The following is a 21,246-nucleotide window of genomic DNA, read 5'->3' on the forward strand; positions in this document are numbered from 1 at the left end:
AGGGTTTCATCCATGAGTATGGACGAACCATTGTTATAATTATATGTACTGTACAAACGAGATAGAATAGAAATCACTTGAAATATAAAGAAAAAGGATGAACAACTTTCCTTGCTGCCCATCCTTTTTCACGCATCCCTCATCGCTGATAAAACTTGGTTGTCTAATTTTTCTGCAGCGCGAAGATCGTATGTTTTTTCATATTTCGGTTCAATGGCAAGTTTCGCACCGTAAAACATTACGTCACGTACTTCTTGCACAGAAACTTCAATTAAAGTTAATTTCAGCGGAACACCTTCCATCCGCTCTGTCTTTATAATCGCTTTACCACTTATAGAATATACGGATTCATTTGCCATTACAGTAAGAACAAGCCCTGCGTGATGGCGCAAATTCTCTACAATACGAGAACGTTGATCCACTGCAAAACGAATAACTTTTTCACCCATTGCATATACCCATGAAATCGCGCTTACATTTGGAACACCTTTCTCAAAATCAGTTGTTGCAATTGTTACAATACGCTCTTCACGTAACGCTTTCACTAAAGCATCCGTTAATGTTAGTTCAACTATATTTGCCATGTTTCCACCTCCATAAACATCTATATTGATTTCGCTCTAACAGGCACTTCCTACCGCGAGACTGCAACAAACGAAGAAAAGAAACCTGCCCACATGATTCAACTAATCATCAACAAAAATGTACATTCAATGTTAATAATAGTTTCACTTATATAATAACCTATTTTTTGAATTGCGAAAATATTTATTTTTTCTCCTATAGTTCAAAAACTTCTACGGTCCATGATATACTAAAGTAAGATAGAACTTGTGCCGAGGTGACAAAATGAGAGTCAAATGTATTCTTTGCGATAAAAAAGAAGATTTAAATGACGAAAATCCAGTTGCGAAGCGGCTTCGCAATCGTCCTATTCATACATTTATGTGTAAACAATGTACAGATCGAATTACAGAACGTACTTTAGAACGACACACAACAGGCAATTTCCGATTATATCGTGATAAAACAGTTGAAGATGAATGGTAATCTGTTAATAGGAATATCGTCTATTTGAACGCTGAAAGGAATCAAATAAACATTACTATATGAATCCATTTTAATTTTTCGACATATAGATTGCGGCTATAGAAACAAACGGAGCCTACGCTTGCTTTCTCCCTTTGTTTTATCTTGCATGTGGCAGGAAAGGGCCTGACCGCTTCTATGCATGGCCAGATGCTCTCGCCCATCGAAAAAAAGAATGGTTTTATGTCGGTTTTTTAACTTGGATTTATATATATAGTAAATCCAATCGTCTATATGATATACATAATTGTAGCGTATAAATAAGCCCTTATCGAACAGGATAAAGGCTTATTTATATTTCTCCGGCTCACGGTTTATCTGTTCTAAAAAACAATCAATCAGCTCAAGTGGAAACCGAACTGATTTCTTTTCCCCTTCTCTTTCATATGTAACAAAATACATATCTTCCTTTTTTTCTACCGTAACATGTTTTAACTGATGGTCTTCATGTAACATATTATGAAAAAGCATATATGTTTCCTGAGCAGCTTCATCATATGGACGGGCTTCTGCAACAATTTTAATGGTTAACCAATTATATAGTGCATCTTGCACAGAACGCATCTTTCCTTCCCCCTTTTAGCCTGCCTTTGAATATTTTGCTTGCCGTAAACGTAATTTATATATACCCAGTATAATAATTGCTACAACAAGCCCTTCTCCTACAGGCAGGAAAACAGCAAAAAAGGTTAAAATAGTGCAACCAAGTATTAGTACAGTATAGATTACTACATTCTTTAACAAAGATAACTTTCTAGCAAACCCTAAATTATAAACAATAATACTAAATATAATAATCGTACCGTAAAGAAGCCACATTCCTAATTCAGGGTTCGTATCTACATTGTATAATTTCGCAAAAAATGACATTCTTTCTATCACTTCCGACATTTTCTGGCACTCCCCTTTTCCCCAGTTATACTTTCTATTATGCTCTACTATAAGAGTAGCGTGCTATATACACATTGTCTATAAAAAATTCCGAAAATTCAAACCTCAATAAACAAAAAAGAAACTACCTCAGATGAGGTAGCTTCTTTTTTGTTTATCACTCAGCGAATTTCTTTTTCTTTGCAGATCTTTCACGTTCGCTCTTATCAAGAATCTTTTTACGAAGACGAATTGATTCTGGTGTTACTTCACAGTATTCATCATCATTTAAGTATTCTAATGACTCTTCTAAAGTCATAATACGCGGTTTTTTCATCGTTGATGTTTGGTCTTTTGTTGCAGAACGAATGTTAGTTTGTTGCTTCATTTTCACAACATTAACTGTTAAATCATTTTCACGTGTATGTTCCCCAACAATCATACCTGCATATACTTCCGTACCTGGTTCAACGAAGATTACACCACGGTCTTCAACTTGCATAATACCATACTGTGATGCTTTTCCTGTTTCAAGTGAAACTAGAACACCTTGACGACGTCCACCAACTTGACCTGCATGTACTGGTTGATAGCTATCAAATGTATGGTTTAAAATACCGTAACCACGAGTTAAAGTTAAGAATTCAGTTGTGTAACCAATTAGTCCACGTGCTGGAACCATAAATGTAAGACGAACTTGGCCGTTTCCGTTATTGACCATGTCTAACATTTCACCTTTACGTGCCCCCATTGATTCCATAATAGAACCAGTATATTCTTCTGGCACGTCAATTTGTACACGTTCTACCGGCTCACATCTTACGCCGTCAACCTCTTTAATGATTACTTCTGGTTTAGATACTTGTAATTCATATCCTTCACGACGCATATTCTCAATCAAGATTGATAAATGTAACTCTCCACGTCCAGATACAATCCATGCATCCGGAGATTCTGTATTGTCTACACGTAAACTTACATCCGTTTCTAGCTGTGAACGAAGACGCTCTTCGATTTTACGAGATGTAATATATTTACCTTCGCGACCTGCAAATGGGCTGTTATTTACAAGGAATGTCATTTGTAGTGTTGGTTCATCAATACGTAATAATGGCAATGCCTCTTGATATTCAACTGGACATACCGTTTCACCAACGTTAATGTCTTCCATACCAGAAACAGCTACTAGGTCTCCAGCTTTTGCTTCTTCAATTTCTTGACGTTTTAATCCGATATAACCAAATAATTTCGTTACACGGAATTGTTTTACACTTCCATCAACTTTCATTAACGCAACTTGTTGCCCTACTTTCATTGTACCGCGGAATACACGTCCAACTCCGATACGACCAACATAATCATTGTAATCAAGAAGTGCTACTTGGAATTGAAGTGGCTCTTCACTATTATCAACTGGTGCTGGAATATGTTCAATAACTGTGTCAAACAATGATTTCATATTCTCTTCTTGATTTGCTGGGTTTGAATCTAAGCTTGCTGTTCCGTTCATTGCTGATGCAAATACAACAGGGAATTCTAACTGATCTTCGTTTGCCCCAAGTTCGATGAATAAATCAACTACTTCATCAACCACTTCATCTGGACGAGCAAAGTCACGGTCAATTTTATTCACAACAACGATTGGAGTTAAATTTTGCTCAAGTGCTTTCTTTAAAACAAATCGTGTTTGTGGCATACAACCTTCATATGCATCAACAACAAGTAACACACCATCAACCATTTTCATAATACGCTCTACTTCACCACCGAAGTCAGCGTGTCCAGGTGTATCTAAAATATTAATTCGTTTATCTTCATAATGAATCGCTGTATTTTTTGCTAAAATAGTAATACCGCGTTCTCTTTCTAAATCATTCGAATCCATCGCACGTTCTTCAACGTGCTCATTTGCACGGAACGTCCCCGCTTGACGTAACAATTGGTCAACAAGTGTTGTTTTACCATGGTCAACGTGGGCGATAATTGCTATATTTCGTAAATCTTCTCGTTTTTTCAACATGTCCAACTCCTAGTGTCTTTTTAATCCTTCTCTATTATAAGAGCGAAGGGGATCCAATAGCAATCAAAATAAAATCAAGAATGAAAATATAGTTGTATTCTCACTTTTGTGAAAGTACAATGAAATTGGAGGGTGAAATATATGGAACAGATTCAATATCGTTTTTTATTAACAGCTATCATTGGCGTTATTTTTATGATTGGTATTGGAATTATGATTGCTGAGAATAGCCCAATCGGTGTTATTATTTGTATTGTCGGTACGATTTTTACAATCGGATACGGATTTATGACAAAGAGAAAAATGCGTAAACTACAATAACAGCAAAAAGTAAGAAGCGATTTTCTATGCCTCTTACTTTTTTGTTTATTCTATGAATTTTATACACCTACTGTACATATTGTAGCATCTCTTCATACACACCTGGTCTTGCAACGAGAACACTGCTCTTCTCAATAATTCGAAGCGGCTCTCCAGTAAAAGTCGTTACTTTTCCTCCAACCTCTTCTACAATAATCTTCCCTCCGCCAAAATCCCATGGAGACAAGCGGGGCGTCACATACGCATCTAATCGTCCTGTTGCTACATATACCATTTCAAGTGCTGCACATCCATACGAACGTGTGCCTCTTGCTCTTTTTACAAGTTGTGCCATTTTCCTCATATCAAGACGAGGATTATCAGTAAGCCACGTAGCATTTACAGCAATAACTCCTGAAGACACTTCACTCGGCTGTAATGATGGAATTTTTTTATCATTACAAAATGCTCCAACACCCTTTTTCGCATGATATAACTCACCATGAACTGGATCATACACGAGACCAATTTTCCCAATACCATTCTCATATATGCCAATTGAAATTGCAAAATTTCGCTTTTGATGAACAAAATTCATCGTGCCGTCAATCGGATCAATTAACCACAAAACCCCATCCGTTGAAGCTAACTCATCCCCATATCCTTCTTCTCCGAGAATATAGTGTTTAGGAAATTTCTCTTTAATTTTCCCGATAAAAAACTGTTCAATTTCCCGATCCATATTTGTTACTAAATCAGAGGCATTTGACTTCGTTTCAATAATAAGAGACTGCTTCATTGATGAAACAAGGTGCTGCCCCGCTTCTTTTATCCATTGTTTTGCGTATACATCAATTTCTTCCCATACCTCTTGCATGTTTAAACACTCCGATCTGTACAGTTCACAGAAAAAACGAACCCTTTATAAGGTTCGCACCAACTAATTTTTTATACATACACTATTATTACGCCTCTAACCGAATCATTTCAAGTCTTAACACTTCTAATTTTTTCATACACTCTTCTTTTTTCATGTTGTCATTTTCCATCATTGCATCATATAGCGTTGCTAATTCATAATCTAATTCTAAACGTAACACCGGAATTCTCTTCTCCGCATCTGTTCTTTTTAATGCGTTAATTACCTGTCTCATATTCGTTTGCCTCCTCCCAATATTCGTTTGCCCTTGGCCTTGAATTTACTCAATTTTCTGATTTTTTGTTTTATACTATATTATGTGGGATAAATCATCTATGCAACTAATTTGCATTTTTATCTAAAATTTTTTTATAAGCGTCTTTTTTTATGAATTTTACAAGCTATGTTAGAATAAAAACAAACTAGGAGTTGGAGGAACAACCATGACATCAATAACTTTCAAAGAAAAGGACTTCACTGTGTTCTCTGTAGATGGTCTAGAAGAACGGATGGCTGCAATTAAAACGAACATTCATCCGAAGTTAGAAGCTCTCGGCGAACAAATTTCTCATTTCTTAACAAATGAAACTGGTGAACCTTTTTTCTATCATGTAGCGAAACATGCACGTCGTAAAGTCAATCCACCAAACGATACTTGGGTTGCATTTTCAACAAATAAACGCGGATATAAAATGCTACCACATTTTCAAATTGGACTATGGGGGTCACATGCTTTTATATACTTTGGTTTAATTTATGAGTGCCCACAAAAAATGGAAGCGGCTCATGCCTTTTTAAAACATTTAAATGATTTAAAAACAAATTTACCAAATGATTTCGTTTGGTCCATTGACCATACTAAGCCTGATGTAAAATTACATAATACTCTTCAATTAGAAGAGCTACAAGAAATGATTGAGCGGTTAGGCACTGTTAAAAAAGCAGAATTATTAGTAGGAATTCATATTTCTCCAGAAGAATTTGTAAATCTTACTGATGAACAGTTCATCCAAAAAATTGAAGCAACGATGCACTCACTCCTTCCTTTATATAAAATTTGTAATCGATAAAGCAAAACGGACAATACATGTATTGTCCGTTTTTAGTTGTTATCCCATTATAACACTTCATTTTTTATTTTTCAAAAAATTTTTACATTTTAACAGTATCTTCTTCTTGTAAATTTTTCGCCTTTTGAATTGTACGATAAATGGAATAACCACTCACTTCTTGAAATTCTTTGTCGATTTTCTTTTCTTCTGCTTTTCCTGGCACAATTTCTTTAAAATGACGATACAAACTCATCAGACTTTCTCTTTTCAGCCCTTTTTCATAAGCTTGTTCAATCGCTTCATAAAATTTAATTACTGCAACCATTTCTTCTGTTGACCAATCATAATTAATTGGATATTGATATTCCATAATAACACCTCATCTATTCCAGTTCACTCTAATTTGTTCTCCTTCATTATCATACGCGAGATAAAGTGAAACTTCCACCCGTATGCTTAGTCACTAATCGTTTTCTTTACCGATCCAAAATCTTACCAATAATATTTTGGATTGGTAAAGATATCATCCGTTAATCAGGATGTCTTCCACTCTTCCCGTCACTTTTCTTAATCATATTTTGTTCGTTGATACTCTATCTCTAAATCCAGCTATTAAACATTTCCTACATAAATTCCTTTTCATAACAACCATTCTTTATTTTATACTACTTTTTATTTTTTACGTATAATTCCTTCTGCATAAAAAAACGATAATTACCATTATTATTTTTCTATACATCTTCTTCTATAGGTGATATAATGCTTTTGTTTTATAGAACATAAAGGGATACTTCAAATAGTAGTGAGAATTTTTCTTCTGCTATTGATTAGTGTAACAGAATAAACATAAAACAAAATTAATAAATATTAACCAAAAAGAAGGGGTGTATAAATTGTCCCAATACGAAACACCATTGTTTACTGCTTTAAAAGAGCACAGCAAGCGAAATCCAGTCCAATTTCATATCCCAGGTCATAAAAAAGGACAAGGAATGGATCCTGAATTCCGCGAATTTATTGGGCATAATGCATTATCAATTGATTTAATTAATATTGCACCGCTCGATGATTTACATCATCCAAAAGGTATGATTAAGCAAGCACAAGATTTAGCAGCCAAAGCTTTCGACGCTGATCATACATTTTTTTCTGTCCAAGGAACCAGCGGAGCAATTATGACAATGGTGATGAGCGTTTGTGGTCCTGGAGATAAAATCCTTGTACCGCGTAATGTTCATAAATCTGTTATGTCAGCGATTATTTTCTCAGGCGCAAAACCAATTTTTATTCATCCAGAAATTGATCCAACATTAGGAATTTCACACGGAATTACAATTCCTTCTGTAAAAAAAGCGCTTGAAGAACATCCAGATGCAAAAGGGCTCCTTGTTATTAATCCAACATATTTTGGTTTTGCAGCTGACTTAGAGCAAATTGTAAAGTTAGTACATTCATACAATATACCGGTACTAGTGGATGAAGCCCATGGTGTTCATATTCATTTTCATGACGAAATGCCAAAGTCAGCGATGCAGGCTGGTGCCGATATGGCTGCAACAAGTGTTCACAAACTAGGTGGCTCATTAACACAAAGCTCTATTTTGAATGTAAAAGAAGGGCTTGTAAACGTAAAGCATGTTCAATCGATTATTAGTATGCTTACAACAACTTCAACATCTTATATTTTATTAGCTTCACTTGACGTTGCAAGAAAGCGTCTTGCAACAGAAGGACGAGAACTTATTACGAAAACGATTCAATTAGCAGAAGATGTTCGAAAGCAAGTAAATGAGATTGAACACCTCTATTGTCCTGGTAAAGAGCTGCTAGGAACAGATGCAACTTTTGGTTATGATCCAACAAAGCTCATTATTTCTGTAAAAGAATTAGGAATTACAGGACACGATGTAGAGTTATGGTTAAGACAGCATTATAATATAGAGGTTGAGCTTTCCGATTTATATAACATTCTTTGCCTTGTTACACTTGGAGATACGGAAGAAGAAACAAATTTACTAGTGCACGCTCTGCATGATTTATCAGCTACCTTTAAACATCGAGCAGAAAAAGGTGTTCAAGTACAAGTGGATATTCCGGAAATCCCTGTACTTGCGCTATCTCCACGCGATGCCTTTTATTCTGAAACAGAGGTTGTTCCTTTTGCAGAAGCTGCTGGCCGCATTATAGCAGATTTCGTTATGGTCTATCCACCAGGTATTCCAATTTTTACTCCTGGTGAAATTATTACAAAAGAAAATTTAGACTATATTCAAAAGAATTTAGAAGCAGGATTACCAGTACAAGGTCCTGAAGACATGACATTACAAACTTTACGTGTCATTAAAGAATATAAAGCAATTAGCGAATAACTTCCTTCCCACCTCATATCATTGAGGTGGGATTTTTTCATTCTTTCCCTCTTCTAGCCTTCATATTATTTTTCCTATGCACCCTTTATTCGCCTATTCATACGATATAATGTGAAACTTCCATCAGGCGGAAACCCTTCCCAATTGGGCTCTTACGAATCGCGTTCTCTCCTTGCTATCATGAAAAGCTACTATCCATTAGTGTATAGCTCCATTAGTAGGTGAGAATCAATTAGATACAGCTCAGCAGTATTTTTCTTAATTTCCTCTAAAATTTAAGCTGAGAGCCTCACCGCCCTTTAATTCAAAATCAAAAGAATGTAAACATATAGGTGGGATTTTATGATTGTAATTGGCCGTTCCATTGTACACCCATATATAAAAAACGAAAACGAACCTTTCTTTTCGGAAAAACAACAAATTTTAGAAATTATGACCGGAAACCAAGAAGTATATAACTTCCAATCATTACAAGAATTAAGTTTCGATATAAATATCCGTGTTCATATTATTACTTCCGCTTTAGAGTTATTCCATAGCGGATTACAATTTCGTACCTTTAAGCAATCTTACTGTAATCCTGAATTTTGGGAAAGAACTCATTTAGGTGGCTTTCAACTTCGACCTAATGTGTTACCCTCTTTTGCTATTCGTGATATTTTTCTAAACGGCAAAAAATACGGAACAGAATGTGCAACTGCAATGATTATTCTCTTCTATAAATCACTGTTAGCATTATATGACGAAGAAACGTTTAATCGTTTATTTGCAAATCTTCACTTATATACATGGGACTATGATAAGGATTTGAAACTAATTACAAAAACAGGAGGAGAAGTTGTTCCTGGCGACCTTGTTTATTTTAAAAACCCACAAGTAAACCCAGCAACAATTGAATGGCAAGGAGAAAATGCAATTTACTTAGGAAATTTCTTCTTTTATGGGCATGGTGTCGGTGTAAAAACTGAAAATCAAATTATTGATGTACTCAATCAACGGCGTATTCCTTTCGCTTTTTTATCAGCATATTTAACAGATTTTCTAACACGTATAGATAGTCGTATGATGAGTCAATTTTCCTCTACAAAGAAAATGCAAACAGAAATCGACCTCATTCCCATTCGAGATGATGCAATTATTGCAACGATTGGTCACACAACTTCAATTCACTAAAAAACGCCTGCATATACAGGCGTTTCCTTATTTATTGGGCTTTAGTATGCTCTTTATGCTCACACTCACATTTAGAAGCGCATTTTCCGTATAATACTGTTACTTTTTCATCCTCAAAATGCGCAATTGTGTTCTCACAAATTTGACATACGATAGTTCCCATTTTTAAATTCCCCCTAATATTGTAATTCCTAAGAATTTTTTGTAACCGCTTAACTTTCTGTCTTTATTTTAATATGTTATACTTTTTTCGTCAATAGTTTTTAATTGTGACATATTAATTATTTTTTAAAATTCATTAGTATGAAACATTTATAAATAATAAGCAGCCGTATATTTATTATTACGACTGCTTTTAAACAATTATTCCTCATATTCAGCATGCACGGAAGTAGGTGGCAATAGAAATTTAAAAAACTGCGCAAGATCTGTTGCTTCTTCACTCGTTTTTAGTTTAAAGACATCTTGTAAATGGTGCACATTTTCAATATCATCCTGTCCAAGGAGAGTTGCTCGACCAGTTTGCATACAAACAACAAGAGGTTTACCAAAAAACATAGTTGTGTACACCACACCAAAATCATACCGTGTCTCATTTGTCATAAAACCAAGAAAGCGGACTTTTGCTTTTTCATGTTCATCATATAATTTTTCAAACATTGTCCCTCTCCTTTCTTCTTGATTTATCCATATTGTACATATTAAACAAAAAAAGTCAGATTCCTTTTAATTGTCAAAAAATTTACAACAATGTTAAAATAGTAATATATTATGCCCTTAGGAGGTTTATTATGCAAGATGCATTCATTAAACTCGTCCCAAATTCAAAACAGCAAGCTATTTCACTAGACGATGTCAAAAAACTATTTCATTATTATAAAACAATTACAGCTCAAACAGGTCAACAACTCGGCTTTTCATACTCAAATACTGCCTTTCCATACGAAATGGTTGACACTTCTGATACAACACTCTATTTAAAATCTAATCATGAACGCTATCATTCTATTTATGTAGGAATAGGCATTGAAAATGAACAATCTTTTGTACAAATTACATTACCGTCTACTGCAACATTTGGAGATAAAGGAAAAGCTAATGAATTTTGCAGATTTTTAGCCAAAAAATTAGAAGGAGAATTACAGCTTTTTAATGGAAGAACAATGTACTTTTATAAACGTTAACTAAAAAAGAGCAGCTTACTCATAAAAAAGAGAAAACTATTAGTAACAGTGAAAAAAATTGCCTCTTTTCTGGAGTGCAACATAATATGAGCAATAACATAAGCCAAATAAAAAAACACAAAAAAGAGCAATATTTTGTAATGTACTTTATCGCGACTTGATAATAATAACACAATGGAAAATCCGCCCCATATAATAAAATGAAACAAAGCAACAAAAGTCATTTTCATGTCGTTGCCTCCTTTCGCACGTCCTATTGTATTACAATATATGGGCGCTAAAAGAAATCATTACATATATATGAGGAAACAGGCAGAAGAAGCAAAGTGATTTATTTTTTAGCTAATTATCACATTTTTTATTTTGTATGGCAGTAATTTGGATGTATGTACTAATTACTAAAAAAACGACATAAAAACCCCTTTCATTTTAGGTGGGCGAGAGTATCTGGCCGCGCATAGAAACGGTCGAGGCCTTTTTCTACCACATGCAGGGTTTAAAACAAAAGGAGAAAGCAAGAAGCGGTCATGCTGTATTCTGCATAGCAACAACTTATAAAGAAAAGCGGAAGCGGCTCGCTCAGAACAAGAGGGGGATGGAGCTTCTGACATAGAGGCGCTTTTTGCCTCGGTGGAAGATGCGAAGCCACCGACTGTTCTAGCCGCTGGAGCTAGACAAAGATGTCGAGAAATTAAAATGAATTTATATAAATAAAAGAACCGTCTCCTAATATCTAGGAGGCGGTTCTTTTATTTATCTTATATTATTTTACAATGTGAATTGGCATTCCAAGAGCAACTTCAGCTGCTTCCATTGTGATTTCACCTAATGTTGGGTGAGCATGGATTGTTTGAGCGATATCTTCAGCTGTCATTCCAGCTTCGATAGCTAAACCAAGCTCAGAAATAATATCAGAAGCGCCTGCACCTGCAACTTGTGCACCTACAATAAGTCCATCTTCTTTACGAGTTACAAGCTGTACGAAACCATCTGTGCTGTTTAACGATAATGCACGTCCGTTAGCAGCAAATGGGAATTTAGAAACTGCTACTGTCATTCCAGCTTCTTCTGCTTGTTTTTTCGTATAACCAACAGATGCTAATTCTGGATCAGTGAAGCATACTGCTGGAATTCCGATGTAGTCAATTGCTGATGCATGACCGCTAATTGCTTCAACAGCTACTTTACCTTCGTAAGAAGCTTTATGAGCTAATGGTGGTCCAGGAACAATATCACCAATTGCATAGATGTTTGATACATTTGTACGGCATTGTTCGTCGATTTCGATTAGACCACGGTCAGTCATTTTAATTCCAACTTGCTCAAGACCGATTTCTTGAGTATTTGGACGACGACCTACAGTTACTAATACATAATCAGCTTCAACAGTTTGTACTTCACCTTTTACTTCGAAGCTAACTGTTACACCGTTTTCAGTTTCTTCAACGCCTTTAGCCATAGCTTTTGTATGGATTGTTACGTTGCCTTTTTTCTGAAGAGCGCGTTTTACAACTTGGCTCATTGCTTTTTCAAAACCAGCTAAAATTTCATCGCCAGCTTCTAATACAGTAACTTCTGTACCGAAGTTTGCATATGCAGTACCTAATTCCATACCGATGTAACCGCCGCCGATTACAACAAGTTTTTTCGGAATTTCAGGTAAGCTTAAAGCACCAGTTGAGTTAAGAACACGTTTAGAGTATTTGAATCCAGGAATTTCAATTGGTGTAGAACCAGTTGCAAGAACAGCATTTTTAAACGTGTACGTTTGAGCTGCTTCTTCAGTCATTACGCGTAATGTGTTTGCATCTACAAAGTAAGCTTCACCACGAATGATTTCAACTTTGTTACCTTTTAGAAGGCCTTCTACACCGCCAGTTAATTTCTTAACTACGCCGTTTTTCCATTCTTGAACTTTTGTGAAGTCAACTGTTACGTTTTCTGCAGTAATCCCCATGTCATCAGAATGTTTTGCATTCTCATAACGATGACCTGCATTAATTAATGCTTTAGAAGGAATACATCCAACGTTTAAGCATACACCACCAAGGTTAGCTTTTTCAATAATAGCTACTTTTTGTCCTAATTGTGCTGCACGAATTGCTGCAACATATCCACCAGGACCTGCACCAACAACGACTGTATCTAATTCAATTGGGAAATCTCCTACTACCATTGTTTATTACGCCTCCATTACTAATAATTGTGGGTCGTTTAATAGACGTTTAATTTGGTTTAATGCTTTCTGAGCAGTTGCACCGTCGATTAAGCGATGGTCAAAGCTTAAAGATAATGCTAATACTGGAGCTGCAACGATTTCACCGTTTTTCACAACTGGTTTCTCAGCAATACGGCCAATACCAAGGATTGCTACTTCTGGGTGGTTAATAACTGGAGTGAACCATTGTCCACCTGCAGAACCAATGTTTGTAATTGTGCAAGAAGCACCCTTCATCTCTGCTGGAGCTAAGCGACCTTCACGTGCTTTAGTTGCAAGCTCATTGATCTCATTAGAGATAGAGAAGATAGATTTACGCTCAGCATCTTTTACAACTGGAACTAAAAGACCTTTGTCTGTATCAGCTGCAATACCGATGTTGAAGTAATGTTTGTGAACGATCTCTTGATTTGCATCATCTAAAGAAGTGTTCAGCATTGGGAATTCACGTAATGCAGATGTTAACGCTTTTACAACGTATGGAAGGTAAGTTAATTTAATACCTTTTTCAGCTGCAACAGCTTTGAACTTCTTACGGTGAGCAACAAGTTCTGTTACATCTACTTCGTCCATTAATGTTACGTGAGGAGCTGTATGTTTAGAGTTAACCATTGCTTTTGCAATCGCTTTACGAATACCGCTCATTTTCTCACGAGTTTCTGGGTATTCACCAGCTGGAATTGGTTGTGCTTTTGGAGCTTCTTCTTTCGCTGCTGCTGGAGCTTCTGCCGCTGCTGGAGCTTCCGGTTGTGCTGCTGCTGCTTGTCCACCGTTTGCAAATGCATCGATGTCAGTTTTTACAACACGACCGTTTTTACCAGTACCAGTTACTAAACGAATGTCTACGCCTTTTTCACGTGCATATTTACGAACAGATGGCATAGCAATTACGCGCTCATTAACTACTTCTTCAGTTGCTGCTGGAGTAGCCTCTGCTGCTGGAGCTTCTTCTTTTACTTCTTCAGCTTTTGGAGCGTCGTCATGATCGTCACCTTTAAATTTAAGGTTTTCATAGCCAGGAGCGTCAAATTTAACAAGAACATCTCCTACTACTGCTACTGTACCTTCTTCTACAAGAATGTCAAGTACTTTTCCTTTAACAGGAGAAGGAATTTCTACAACTGCTTTATCATTTTGTACTTCAAGAAGTACATCGTCTTCGTTTACTTCATCGCCTGGTTTAATAAACCATTTTACGATTTCACCTTCGTGGATACCTTCACCGATATCTGGTAGTTTAAATTCAAATGCCACGGAATTCAGCCCCCTGATTCATATCATTATTATTAGAAATTGCAAAAGAAATCAGCATGTGCTGACTTCTTTTGCACATGAAATTACAATTAGAAGTTCATTACTTTGTTAACAGCTTCAACAATATCTTTGTGGTTTGGTAACCATACGCTCTCAGCTTGAGAGAATGGGAATATTGTATCAGCAGCTGCAACACGTACAACTGGAGCTTCTAAGTTTAAAATTGCACGGTCATTGATTTCCGCTACAACGTTAGCTGCAATACCAGCTTGTTTTTGAGCTTCTTGAACTACAACAACGCGGCCTGTTTTTTCAACAGAAGCGATAATTGTTTCAATATCTAATGGTTGAACTGTACGTAAGTCCACAACCTCTAAAGAGATACCTTCTTTTTCTAGTTCTTCAGCAGCCTTTAATGCAGCATGTACCATTGCACCATAAGTGATAACAGATACATCTGTACCTTCACGTTTCACATCAGCTTTACCAATTTCAATTGTGTATTCGCCTTCTGGTACTTCTTGACGGAAAGAACGGTATAATTTCATATGCTCTAAGTAAACAACTGGATCGTTATCACGAATTGCAGAAATTAAAAGACCTTTCGCATCGTATGGAGTAGATGGAATGATAACTTTTAAACCTGGTTGTTGTGTCATTAATCCTTCTAAGCTGTCAGCATGTAATTCTGGTGTATGAACACCGCCGCCGAATGGAGAACGAATTGTAACTGGAGCAGTCCAACGTCCGCCAGAACGGTAACGCATACGAGCTATTTGACCAGAAATAGAATCAATTACTTCGAATACGAAACCGAAGAATTGGATTTCAGGAACTGGACGAAAGCCTTCTAATGCTAAACCGATTGCAAGTCCACCGATACCAGACTCTGCAAGTGGAGTATCCATTACACGGTCTTCACCGAATTCAGCTTGTAATCCTTCAGTAGCACGGAATACACCGCCGTTTACACCAACGTCTTCACCAAATACAAGTACGTTAGGATCGTTTTTCATTTCAACGCGTAAAGCATCAGTGATTGCTTGAATCATTGTCATTTGAGCCATGGCTTACTTCGACTCCTTTTCTTTATAAATTTCATATTGTTCAGCTAAGTTGTAAGGCATTGTTTCGTACATGATTTCCATTAAATCAGTTACTTTTTGTTTTGGAGCTTGGTCAGCTTTAGCAATCGCTTCTTTAATATCTTCTTTAGCTTGTTCGATTACTTTTTCTTCTTCTTCTTGAGACCAAATGCCTTTGTTTTCTAAGAATGCACGGAAACGTACGATTGGATCTTTTTGTTCCCATTCATTTTCGATATCTTTTGTACGGTAACGAGTTGGATCATCACCAGCCATTGTATGTGGACCATAACGGAATGTTAAAGTTTCAATTAAAGTAGGACCTTCACCGTTTACTGCGCGCTCACGAGCGAAAGCAGTTGCTGCATATACAGCTAATGGATCCATACCGTCTACTTGAATACCGTAAATACCAGCTGCAACTGCTTTTTGTGCTACAGTTTTTGCTGCAGATTGTTTTTCTACTGGAGTAGAAATTGCATAACGGTTGTTTTGAACAACGAAGATTGCTGGAGCTTTAAATGCACCTGCAAAGTTCATACCTTCGTAGAAGTCACCTTGAGACGCTCCGCCGTCACCAGTGTAAGTAATTGCAACAGATTTTTTACCACGTAGTTTCATACCTAATGCAACACCAGCCGTTTGGATGATTTGTGCACCGATAATGATTTGTGGAGAAAGTGCATTTACATCTGCAGGCATTTGGTTACCCATGAAATGTCCACGAGAGAATAGGAATGCTTGATATAATGGTAAGCCGTGCCATACTAATTGTGGAACATCACGGTATCCTGGTAAGATGAAGTCTTCTTTTTCAAGAGCAAAATGACTTGCTAATTGAGAAGCTTCTTGTCCAGCTGTTGGCGCATAGAAACCTAAGCGACCTTGACGGTTTAAAGAAATAGAACGTTGATCTAATACGCGAGTATATACCATACGACGCATTAATTCTTTTAATTGCTCATCAGTTAATTTTGGCATAGCTGCTTCATTCACAACTTCGCCTTTTTCATTTAAAATTTGTAATGTTTCAAATTGAGCTGCGATAGCTTTCATTTGCTCATCAACATTAAATAGGGCCTTTTTTGTTTTAGTACCCATTCCGTTCACCTCTTCCTCTCTTGAACCATATTCTTAAACGCTTTCATTAGCACTTCACTAAAATGAAAGCATAAGTTTGTAAACTGACGCATCATTCGTCAGTTATTGAATAATTTGTGTACCTAACAATCTGTACTAATGTTTTCTTTTAAACAAATTAATACAATCTTGATCACGTTTTTAAGTTTACAACTATTCTAATCATGATGTCAATCACTTTGATTTCGATTTTTTTCAAAGGTTAGAAAGATTTTCTTAACAAATACAAGTTTTCAAAATACTATCTGTATTAGTGAACAAAAACCTCCTGTTATATTGTCCCCTTTTCATAGATATTTTGCTCGTAGAATAATATGTAAACGTTTCACTTCACTCTTATCTTTTGTCCCATCCTAATAAAAATATACAGCATCTGCCTTCTTTTTAGGCAAATAACTATACATTTCTCTCCTTTCTTCCATACATTATACTAACCGCAGCATTCGCGGAAATGGTAAAGGAGGTCACACCATGTACGGATACACTTTTTGTTACCCCTCAACTGGCGCATATCCTACGTATGGCTATGGTGGTTGCGGCGGCTTTGGACACGGCTTTGCTTTAATCGTTGTATTGTTTATTCTTTTAATTATCGTCGGTGCCGCTTGCATCTGTTAATGTAAAATGAAACAATTATAAAAGAACAAGGCGTTTTTCGTCTTGTTCTTTGTCATGACTTTTTTCATGACCTTTGGTAGACTAAAGATGAAAGGAGAGATTGCATATGCTTACAATGGACGATGTGATTCGTGAAGGAAATCCCATTTTACGAGCAGTGGCTGAAGAAATAGCTCTGCCAGCAAGCGAAGAAGATGTTCATATGTTACAAAAGATGATCGAATTTGTGATTAACAGTCAAAACCCCGAAATGGTTGAAAAATATAATTTACGCCCCGGAATTGGTTTAGCCGCGCCGCAAATCGGTGTTTCTAAAAGAATGATTGCTGTCCATGTCACAGATCAAGATGGTACATTATATAGCTACGCTTTATTTAATCCAAAAATTATTAGTCACTCTGTAGAACGTACATACTTACAAGGGGGCGAAGGATGCCTATCAGTGGACCGCGAAGTTCCTGGCTATGTACCACGTTACACTCGCATTACTATAAAAGGAACCACAGTGGATGGTGAAGAAGTCAAACTACGTTTAAAAGGGTTATCGGCAATTGTATTCCAGCATGAAATTGATCACTTAAATGGCGTTATGTTTTATGACCATATTAATAAAGATAATCCATTTATGATTCCAGAAAATGCAGCACCTTTAGAAAGATAAAACAAATTTCCATAATTGGGAATTTCCCGCAACTTATGAATAACAAGATAAAAAGAGTGAGTTTTCACTGAAGTTGGTAAAAACTCACTCTTTTTATTGAAATGGTTCTCATATTTATACTTTATAATAGCCCTGCCCACTGCAATCCATGAAGAATACCATCTTCTGCAACATCTTTTGTTACATAATTCGCAAGTTTTTTCAAATCTTCATGTCCATTTCCCATAGCAATTCCTGTACCTACAGTTTCAATCATTTCTAAATCATTTAACCCGTCTCCAAATGCATACACTTGTTCTCGTGTGAAGCCAAGCTTTTCAATAAACTTTTCAATTCCTTTTGCTTTCGATCCTCCCATTGGAATAATATCCATAGAGTAAGCATGCCAGCGAATAAAATGAAACTTTGAATAGTCGTTAATAAATTTTTCTTCTTCTCCAGCCCTGCAAAATAAAAGTGTTTGATAAATGTCACGTTCTTCATAAAAGCTAGGTTCAAACGCAGGATGATCCATATGAAGGCTAGCAAAGCTTTCTGCTACATACTGATGTGATGGCACTGTTGCTTTCATTTCTTTATGATCCAAGTATACAAGCGGATAACCTTCTTGCTCTGAAAATTCCGTGAAATCATGTAATGCATCAGGGTGTAGAGGATTTTTATGTATAACCTCATCTTCAAACACCACATACTGTCCATTGAAACTTACATAGTTATGAATATTTAGCTCTTTACGAATATCTTCAAACATAAATGGCGCTCGTCCTGTTGCAATTGCCACATGTACACCTTTTTCTTGCAAACGACGTACAGATTCTTTTGTGGATTTTGGTATTTCTTTGTTATGATCTAGCAACGTTCCATCAATATCAAAAAAGACAATTTTATCATTCATTTACATAACCCTTTCTACTTCATCAATTCAAACGTATCGCTTTATACTGTAAATATTTTTTCAAATACTAAAAAAGTATAACATATTGATGAATAAAGTGCTTCTTATCTAACCTTCCTGCCTAACTATGCATATACTGAAATAAAAACGGTACTACGGTTCAACATATGCATTTTCTTTTCTATTCTATCTCATACTATAATTTGAACGAAATATTTTCTTACAAGTAGTTCATTTTTAAAAACTTAATTCTTCTTACGCATTCTAATAAGATTATATGCATGTTTTGAGCGAAGAAAGGAAGGGACAACCGTGCTAAAGAAACTGAAGAAAAAATTAAAAGTATATTGGAACGATTTGCTTCGTAAAAAAACAATTGCTTAAATCATGCCCATTTCGGGCTTTTTTCTTCACTCTTATTCGAAAAAACATGAAAATCATAACCATTTGCTTTATAATAGGTAAAAGATAACCTAAAACATAGACAAGGAGAGATTGTTTTAATGATTTTTAAAGTATTTTATCAAGAGAAAATGCTAGAAGTACCTGTACGTGAAAATACTAAGGTGCTTTATCTAGAAGCTGAGTCTGAAAGAGAAGTTCGCACAAAATTACACAAGTTCGCATATAATATTGAGTTTATCCAGCCTGTTACTGGTGCTCATCTTGAATATGAAAAGCAATATGCAGATTTTAAATTAGCGGAGAAAGTTTAATTTATGAAATTCTTAAAAAATGACCAAACTGCTGTTTTCGCGCTTGGCGGACTCGGTGAAATCGGCAAAAATACATATGCTGTTCAATTTCAAGATGAAATTATTATTATTGATGCTGGAATCAAATTTCCAGAAGACGAACTTCTTGGGATTGATTATGTCATCCCTGACTACACGTATCTCGTACGTAATGAAGAAAAAATTAAAGGACTCTTTATTACACATGGTCATGAAGATCATATTGGTGGAATTCCTTATTTATTGCGCCAAGTAAACATTCCAATTTACGGTGGGAAACTAGCGCTCGGACTGATTAAAAATAAGTTAGAAGAGCACGGATTACTACGAAAAGCACAATTGCATGAGATTAAAGAAGACGATGTGATTAAATTCAAAAAAACATCCGTTTCCTTCTTCCGCACAACACATAGCATTCCAGATTCATACGGTATCGTTGTGAAGACACCACAAGGACCGGTTGTGCATACAGGAGATTTCAAATTTGATTTTACACCAGTTGGTGAGCCGGCAAATTTAACAAAGATGGCTGAAATCGGAAAAGAAGGTGTCCTTTGCTTGCTATCTGATAGCACAAATAGCGAAGTCCCTCACTTTACGATGTCTGAGCGCCGCGTAGGTGACAGCATCCAGGATATTTTCCGTAAAGTAGAAGGCCGCATTATATTCGCAACATTTGCTTCTAATATTCACAGGCTGCAACAAGTTGTAGAAGCAGCAGTAGCAAACAATCGAAAGATCGCGGTTTTTGGTCGAAGCATGGAAGCAGCAATGGAAATCGGACAAAATCTTGGCTATATTCGCTGTCCGAAAGATACAATTATTGAACCATCACAACTAAATCGCATACCAGCAAATCAAGTTGTGATTTTATGTACAGGAAGTCAAGGTGAACCAATGGCTGCATTATCTCGCATCGCTAACGGTACACACCGTCAAATTCAAATTATTCCTGGTGATACTGTTGTATTCTCTTCTTCTCCAATCCCTGGAAACACAGTAAGTGTAAGCCGCACAATTAACATGCTATATCGTGCAGGTGCTGAAGTCATTCATGGACCATTGACTGACATTCATACAAGCGGACACGGTGGACAAGAAGAACAGAAACTAATGTTACGTCTCATTAAACCAAAATATTTTATGCCAATTCACGGCGAATATCGTATGCAACGTATGCATGCAAAATTAGCAAATGATTGTGGTATCCCAGAAGAAAATTGCTTCATAATTGATAATGGAGATGTACTTGCACTTCGTGAAGATGAAGCAACAATCGCAGGAAAAATTCCTTCTGGTTCTGTCTATATCGACGGAAATGGTATTGGTGATATCGGTAACATCGTACTTCGCGATCGTCGTATTCTTTCGGAAGAGGGACTTGTTATCGTTGTTGTTAGCATCGATATGAAGGATTTCAAAGTAGCGGCTGGACCAGATATCATTTCTCGTGGATTCGTTTATATGCGTGAAAGTAGCGATTTAATTAACGATGCACAAACATTAATTACAAATCATTTAGAAAAAGTAATGGAGCGCAAAACGACACAATGGTCTGAGATCAAAAATGAAATTACAGATACATTGGCTCCATTCTTATACGAAAAAACAAAACGTCGACCAATGATTTTACCAATCATTATGGAAATTTAAATAAAAAGGACA

Annotated in this window: 24 protein-coding genes and 1 pseudogene; 10 read left to right on the plus strand and 15 right to left on the minus strand. The window is 36.2% G+C overall.

The window, feature by feature from the left end:
* Window positions 1–128: 128 nt before the first annotated feature.
* Window positions 129–584: a pyridoxamine 5'-phosphate oxidase family protein gene (locus tag WAZ07_RS17525; protein WP_336473494.1), complete on the minus strand. Its 456-nt coding sequence runs from the start codon at window positions 582–584 to the stop codon at window positions 129–131.
* Between the two features lie 265 nt (window positions 585–849).
* On the opposite strand from WAZ07_RS17525, the gene WAZ07_RS17530 reads away from it, so the two are divergent.
* The gene (locus WAZ07_RS17530; RefSeq protein ID WP_336473495.1) at window positions 850–1,050 is read left to right on the plus strand and encodes a YlaI family protein; all 201 of its coding nucleotides are present in this window, start codon (window positions 850–852) and stop codon (window positions 1,048–1,050) included.
* A 327-nt stretch (window positions 1,051–1,377) separates the two neighbouring features.
* Here the strand turns inward: WAZ07_RS17530 and WAZ07_RS17535 are convergent, their stop codons facing one another.
* From WAZ07_RS17535 to typA, 3 genes are all read right to left on the minus strand, one after another.
* Window positions 1,378–1,653 carry a hypothetical protein gene (locus WAZ07_RS17535; protein WP_336473496.1) on the minus strand — a complete coding sequence of 92 codons (276 nt, stop codon included), beginning with the start codon at window positions 1,651–1,653 and terminating at the stop codon, window positions 1,378–1,380.
* 15 nt (window positions 1,654–1,668) lie between these two features.
* Window positions 1,669–1,971 (minus strand): YlaH-like family protein, encoded by a 303-nt coding sequence (locus tag WAZ07_RS17540; protein ID WP_090914479.1) that lies wholly within the window; start codon window positions 1,969–1,971, stop codon window positions 1,669–1,671.
* A 166-nt stretch (window positions 1,972–2,137) separates the two neighbouring features.
* Window positions 2,138–3,979, minus strand: coding sequence for a translational GTPase TypA (gene typA, locus WAZ07_RS17545; protein WP_336473497.1), 1,842 nt, complete (start codon window positions 3,977–3,979; stop codon window positions 2,138–2,140).
* A 141-nt stretch (window positions 3,980–4,120) separates the two neighbouring features.
* Between typA and WAZ07_RS17550 the strand changes: the two genes are divergently transcribed.
* Window positions 4,121–4,300, plus strand: a complete 180-nt coding sequence (locus tag WAZ07_RS17550) for a DUF5325 family protein (protein WP_090914316.1) — start codon at window positions 4,121–4,123, stop codon at window positions 4,298–4,300.
* 67 nt (window positions 4,301–4,367) lie between these two features.
* Here the strand turns inward: WAZ07_RS17550 and WAZ07_RS17555 are convergent, their stop codons facing one another.
* Entirely contained in the window at window positions 4,368–5,156 is a 789-nt protein-coding gene (locus tag WAZ07_RS17555) for an inositol monophosphatase family protein (RefSeq protein ID WP_336473498.1), read from the minus strand.
* A gap of 88 nt (window positions 5,157–5,244) precedes the next feature.
* Window positions 5,245–5,433, minus strand: a complete 189-nt coding sequence (locus WAZ07_RS17560) for a hypothetical protein (RefSeq protein WP_090914312.1) — start codon at window positions 5,431–5,433, stop codon at window positions 5,245–5,247.
* Window positions 5,434–5,641: 208 nt separating this feature from the next.
* On the opposite strand from WAZ07_RS17560, the gene WAZ07_RS17565 reads away from it, so the two are divergent.
* The gene (locus WAZ07_RS17565; protein WP_090914310.1) at window positions 5,642–6,268 is read left to right on the plus strand and encodes a YktB family protein; all 627 of its coding nucleotides are present in this window, start codon (window positions 5,642–5,644) and stop codon (window positions 6,266–6,268) included.
* A gap of 82 nt (window positions 6,269–6,350) precedes the next feature.
* Here WAZ07_RS17565 and WAZ07_RS17570 read toward each other — a convergent pair whose 3' ends face one another.
* Entirely contained in the window at window positions 6,351–6,620 is a 270-nt protein-coding gene (locus WAZ07_RS17570) for a UPF0223 family protein (RefSeq protein WP_336473499.1), read from the minus strand.
* A gap of 523 nt (window positions 6,621–7,143) precedes the next feature.
* Between WAZ07_RS17570 and WAZ07_RS17575 the strand changes: the two genes are divergently transcribed.
* Window positions 7,144–8,619 (plus strand): aminotransferase class I/II-fold pyridoxal phosphate-dependent enzyme, encoded by a 1,476-nt coding sequence (locus WAZ07_RS17575; protein WP_461781910.1) that lies wholly within the window; start codon window positions 7,144–7,146, stop codon window positions 8,617–8,619.
* Window positions 8,620–8,961: 342 nt separating this feature from the next.
* Window positions 8,962–9,792 carry a protein-glutamine gamma-glutamyltransferase gene (locus WAZ07_RS17580; protein WP_336473501.1) on the plus strand — a complete coding sequence of 277 codons (831 nt, stop codon included), beginning with the start codon at window positions 8,962–8,964 and terminating at the stop codon, window positions 9,790–9,792.
* A 31-nt stretch (window positions 9,793–9,823) separates the two neighbouring features.
* Here the strand turns inward: WAZ07_RS17580 and WAZ07_RS17585 are convergent, their stop codons facing one another.
* Together WAZ07_RS17585 and WAZ07_RS17590 are read right to left on the minus strand one after the other, a co-directional pair.
* Window positions 9,824–9,955 carry a GapA-binding peptide SR1P gene (locus tag WAZ07_RS17585; RefSeq protein ID WP_090914303.1) on the minus strand — a complete coding sequence of 44 codons (132 nt, stop codon included), beginning with the start codon at window positions 9,953–9,955 and terminating at the stop codon, window positions 9,824–9,826.
* 200 nt (window positions 9,956–10,155) lie between these two features.
* The gene (locus WAZ07_RS17590; protein ID WP_090914301.1) at window positions 10,156–10,452 is read right to left on the minus strand and encodes a DUF3055 domain-containing protein; all 297 of its coding nucleotides are present in this window, start codon (window positions 10,450–10,452) and stop codon (window positions 10,156–10,158) included.
* A 131-nt stretch (window positions 10,453–10,583) separates the two neighbouring features.
* Here WAZ07_RS17590 and WAZ07_RS17595 point away from each other — a divergent pair, with 131 nt between their 5' ends.
* Window positions 10,584–10,976: a DUF1885 family protein gene (locus WAZ07_RS17595; protein WP_090914299.1), complete on the plus strand. Its 393-nt coding sequence runs from the start codon at window positions 10,584–10,586 to the stop codon at window positions 10,974–10,976.
* On the opposite strand, the gene WAZ07_RS17600 is transcribed toward WAZ07_RS17595, so the two are convergent.
* The 5 genes from WAZ07_RS17600 to pdhA all read right to left on the minus strand — a co-directional run bounded on the left by WAZ07_RS17600 (window position 10,973) and on the right by pdhA (window position 16,634).
* Complete coding sequence (locus WAZ07_RS17600) at window positions 10,973–11,206, minus strand: hypothetical protein (protein ID WP_090914297.1); 234 nt, start codon at window positions 11,204–11,206, stop codon at window positions 10,973–10,975. The genes WAZ07_RS17595 and WAZ07_RS17600 overlap by 4 nt on opposite strands.
* Window positions 11,207–11,739: 533 nt before the next feature.
* Window positions 11,740–13,152, minus strand: coding sequence for a dihydrolipoyl dehydrogenase (lpdA, locus tag WAZ07_RS17605; RefSeq protein WP_336473502.1), 1,413 nt, complete (start codon window positions 13,150–13,152; stop codon window positions 11,740–11,742).
* 6 nt (window positions 13,153–13,158) lie between these two features.
* Window positions 13,159–14,448: a dihydrolipoamide acetyltransferase family protein gene (locus WAZ07_RS17610; RefSeq protein WP_336473503.1), complete on the minus strand. Its 1,290-nt coding sequence runs from the start codon at window positions 14,446–14,448 to the stop codon at window positions 13,159–13,161.
* Between the two features lie 89 nt (window positions 14,449–14,537).
* Window positions 14,538–15,515 (minus strand): pyruvate dehydrogenase complex E1 component subunit beta, encoded by a 978-nt coding sequence (pdhB, locus tag WAZ07_RS17615; protein WP_336473504.1) that lies wholly within the window; start codon window positions 15,513–15,515, stop codon window positions 14,538–14,540.
* Between the two features lie 3 nt (window positions 15,516–15,518).
* On the minus strand, window positions 15,519–16,634 hold the full coding sequence (gene pdhA, locus WAZ07_RS17620) for a pyruvate dehydrogenase E1 component subunit alpha (protein WP_336473505.1): 1,116 nt from the start codon (window positions 16,632–16,634) through the stop codon (window positions 15,519–15,521).
* A gap of 576 nt (window positions 16,635–17,210) precedes the next feature.
* Here pdhA and WAZ07_RS17625 point away from each other — a divergent pair.
* Window positions 17,211–17,291, plus strand: a pseudogene (locus WAZ07_RS17625) (YjcZ family sporulation protein); the annotation flags it as partial.
* A gap of 106 nt (window positions 17,292–17,397) precedes the next feature.
* Window positions 17,398–17,952: a peptide deformylase gene (gene def, locus WAZ07_RS17630; RefSeq protein ID WP_336473506.1), complete on the plus strand. Its 555-nt coding sequence runs from the start codon at window positions 17,398–17,400 to the stop codon at window positions 17,950–17,952.
* Between the two features lie 121 nt (window positions 17,953–18,073).
* On the opposite strand, the gene WAZ07_RS17635 is transcribed toward def, so the two are convergent.
* The gene (locus tag WAZ07_RS17635) at window positions 18,074–18,847 is read right to left on the minus strand and encodes a Cof-type HAD-IIB family hydrolase (RefSeq protein WP_336473507.1); all 774 of its coding nucleotides are present in this window, start codon (window positions 18,845–18,847) and stop codon (window positions 18,074–18,076) included.
* Between the two features lie 503 nt (window positions 18,848–19,350).
* On the opposite strand from WAZ07_RS17635, the gene WAZ07_RS17640 reads away from it, so the two are divergent.
* Window positions 19,351–19,563 carry a DNA-dependent RNA polymerase subunit epsilon gene (locus tag WAZ07_RS17640; RefSeq protein ID WP_090914281.1) on the plus strand — a complete coding sequence of 71 codons (213 nt, stop codon included), beginning with the start codon at window positions 19,351–19,353 and terminating at the stop codon, window positions 19,561–19,563.
* Window positions 19,564–19,566: 3 nt separating this feature from the next.
* A complete protein-coding gene (gene rnjA, locus WAZ07_RS17645) occupies window positions 19,567–21,234 on the plus strand; it encodes a ribonuclease J1 (protein ID WP_336473508.1) in 1,668 nt (555 codons plus the stop codon).
* Window positions 21,235–21,246: the final 12 nt, after the last annotated feature.

Origin of the sequence: Bacillus bruguierae (assembly GCF_037104725.1) — a bacterium.
GTDB classification, from domain to species: Bacteria; Bacillota; Bacilli; order Bacillales; family Bacillaceae_G; genus Bacillus_A; species Bacillus_A bruguierae.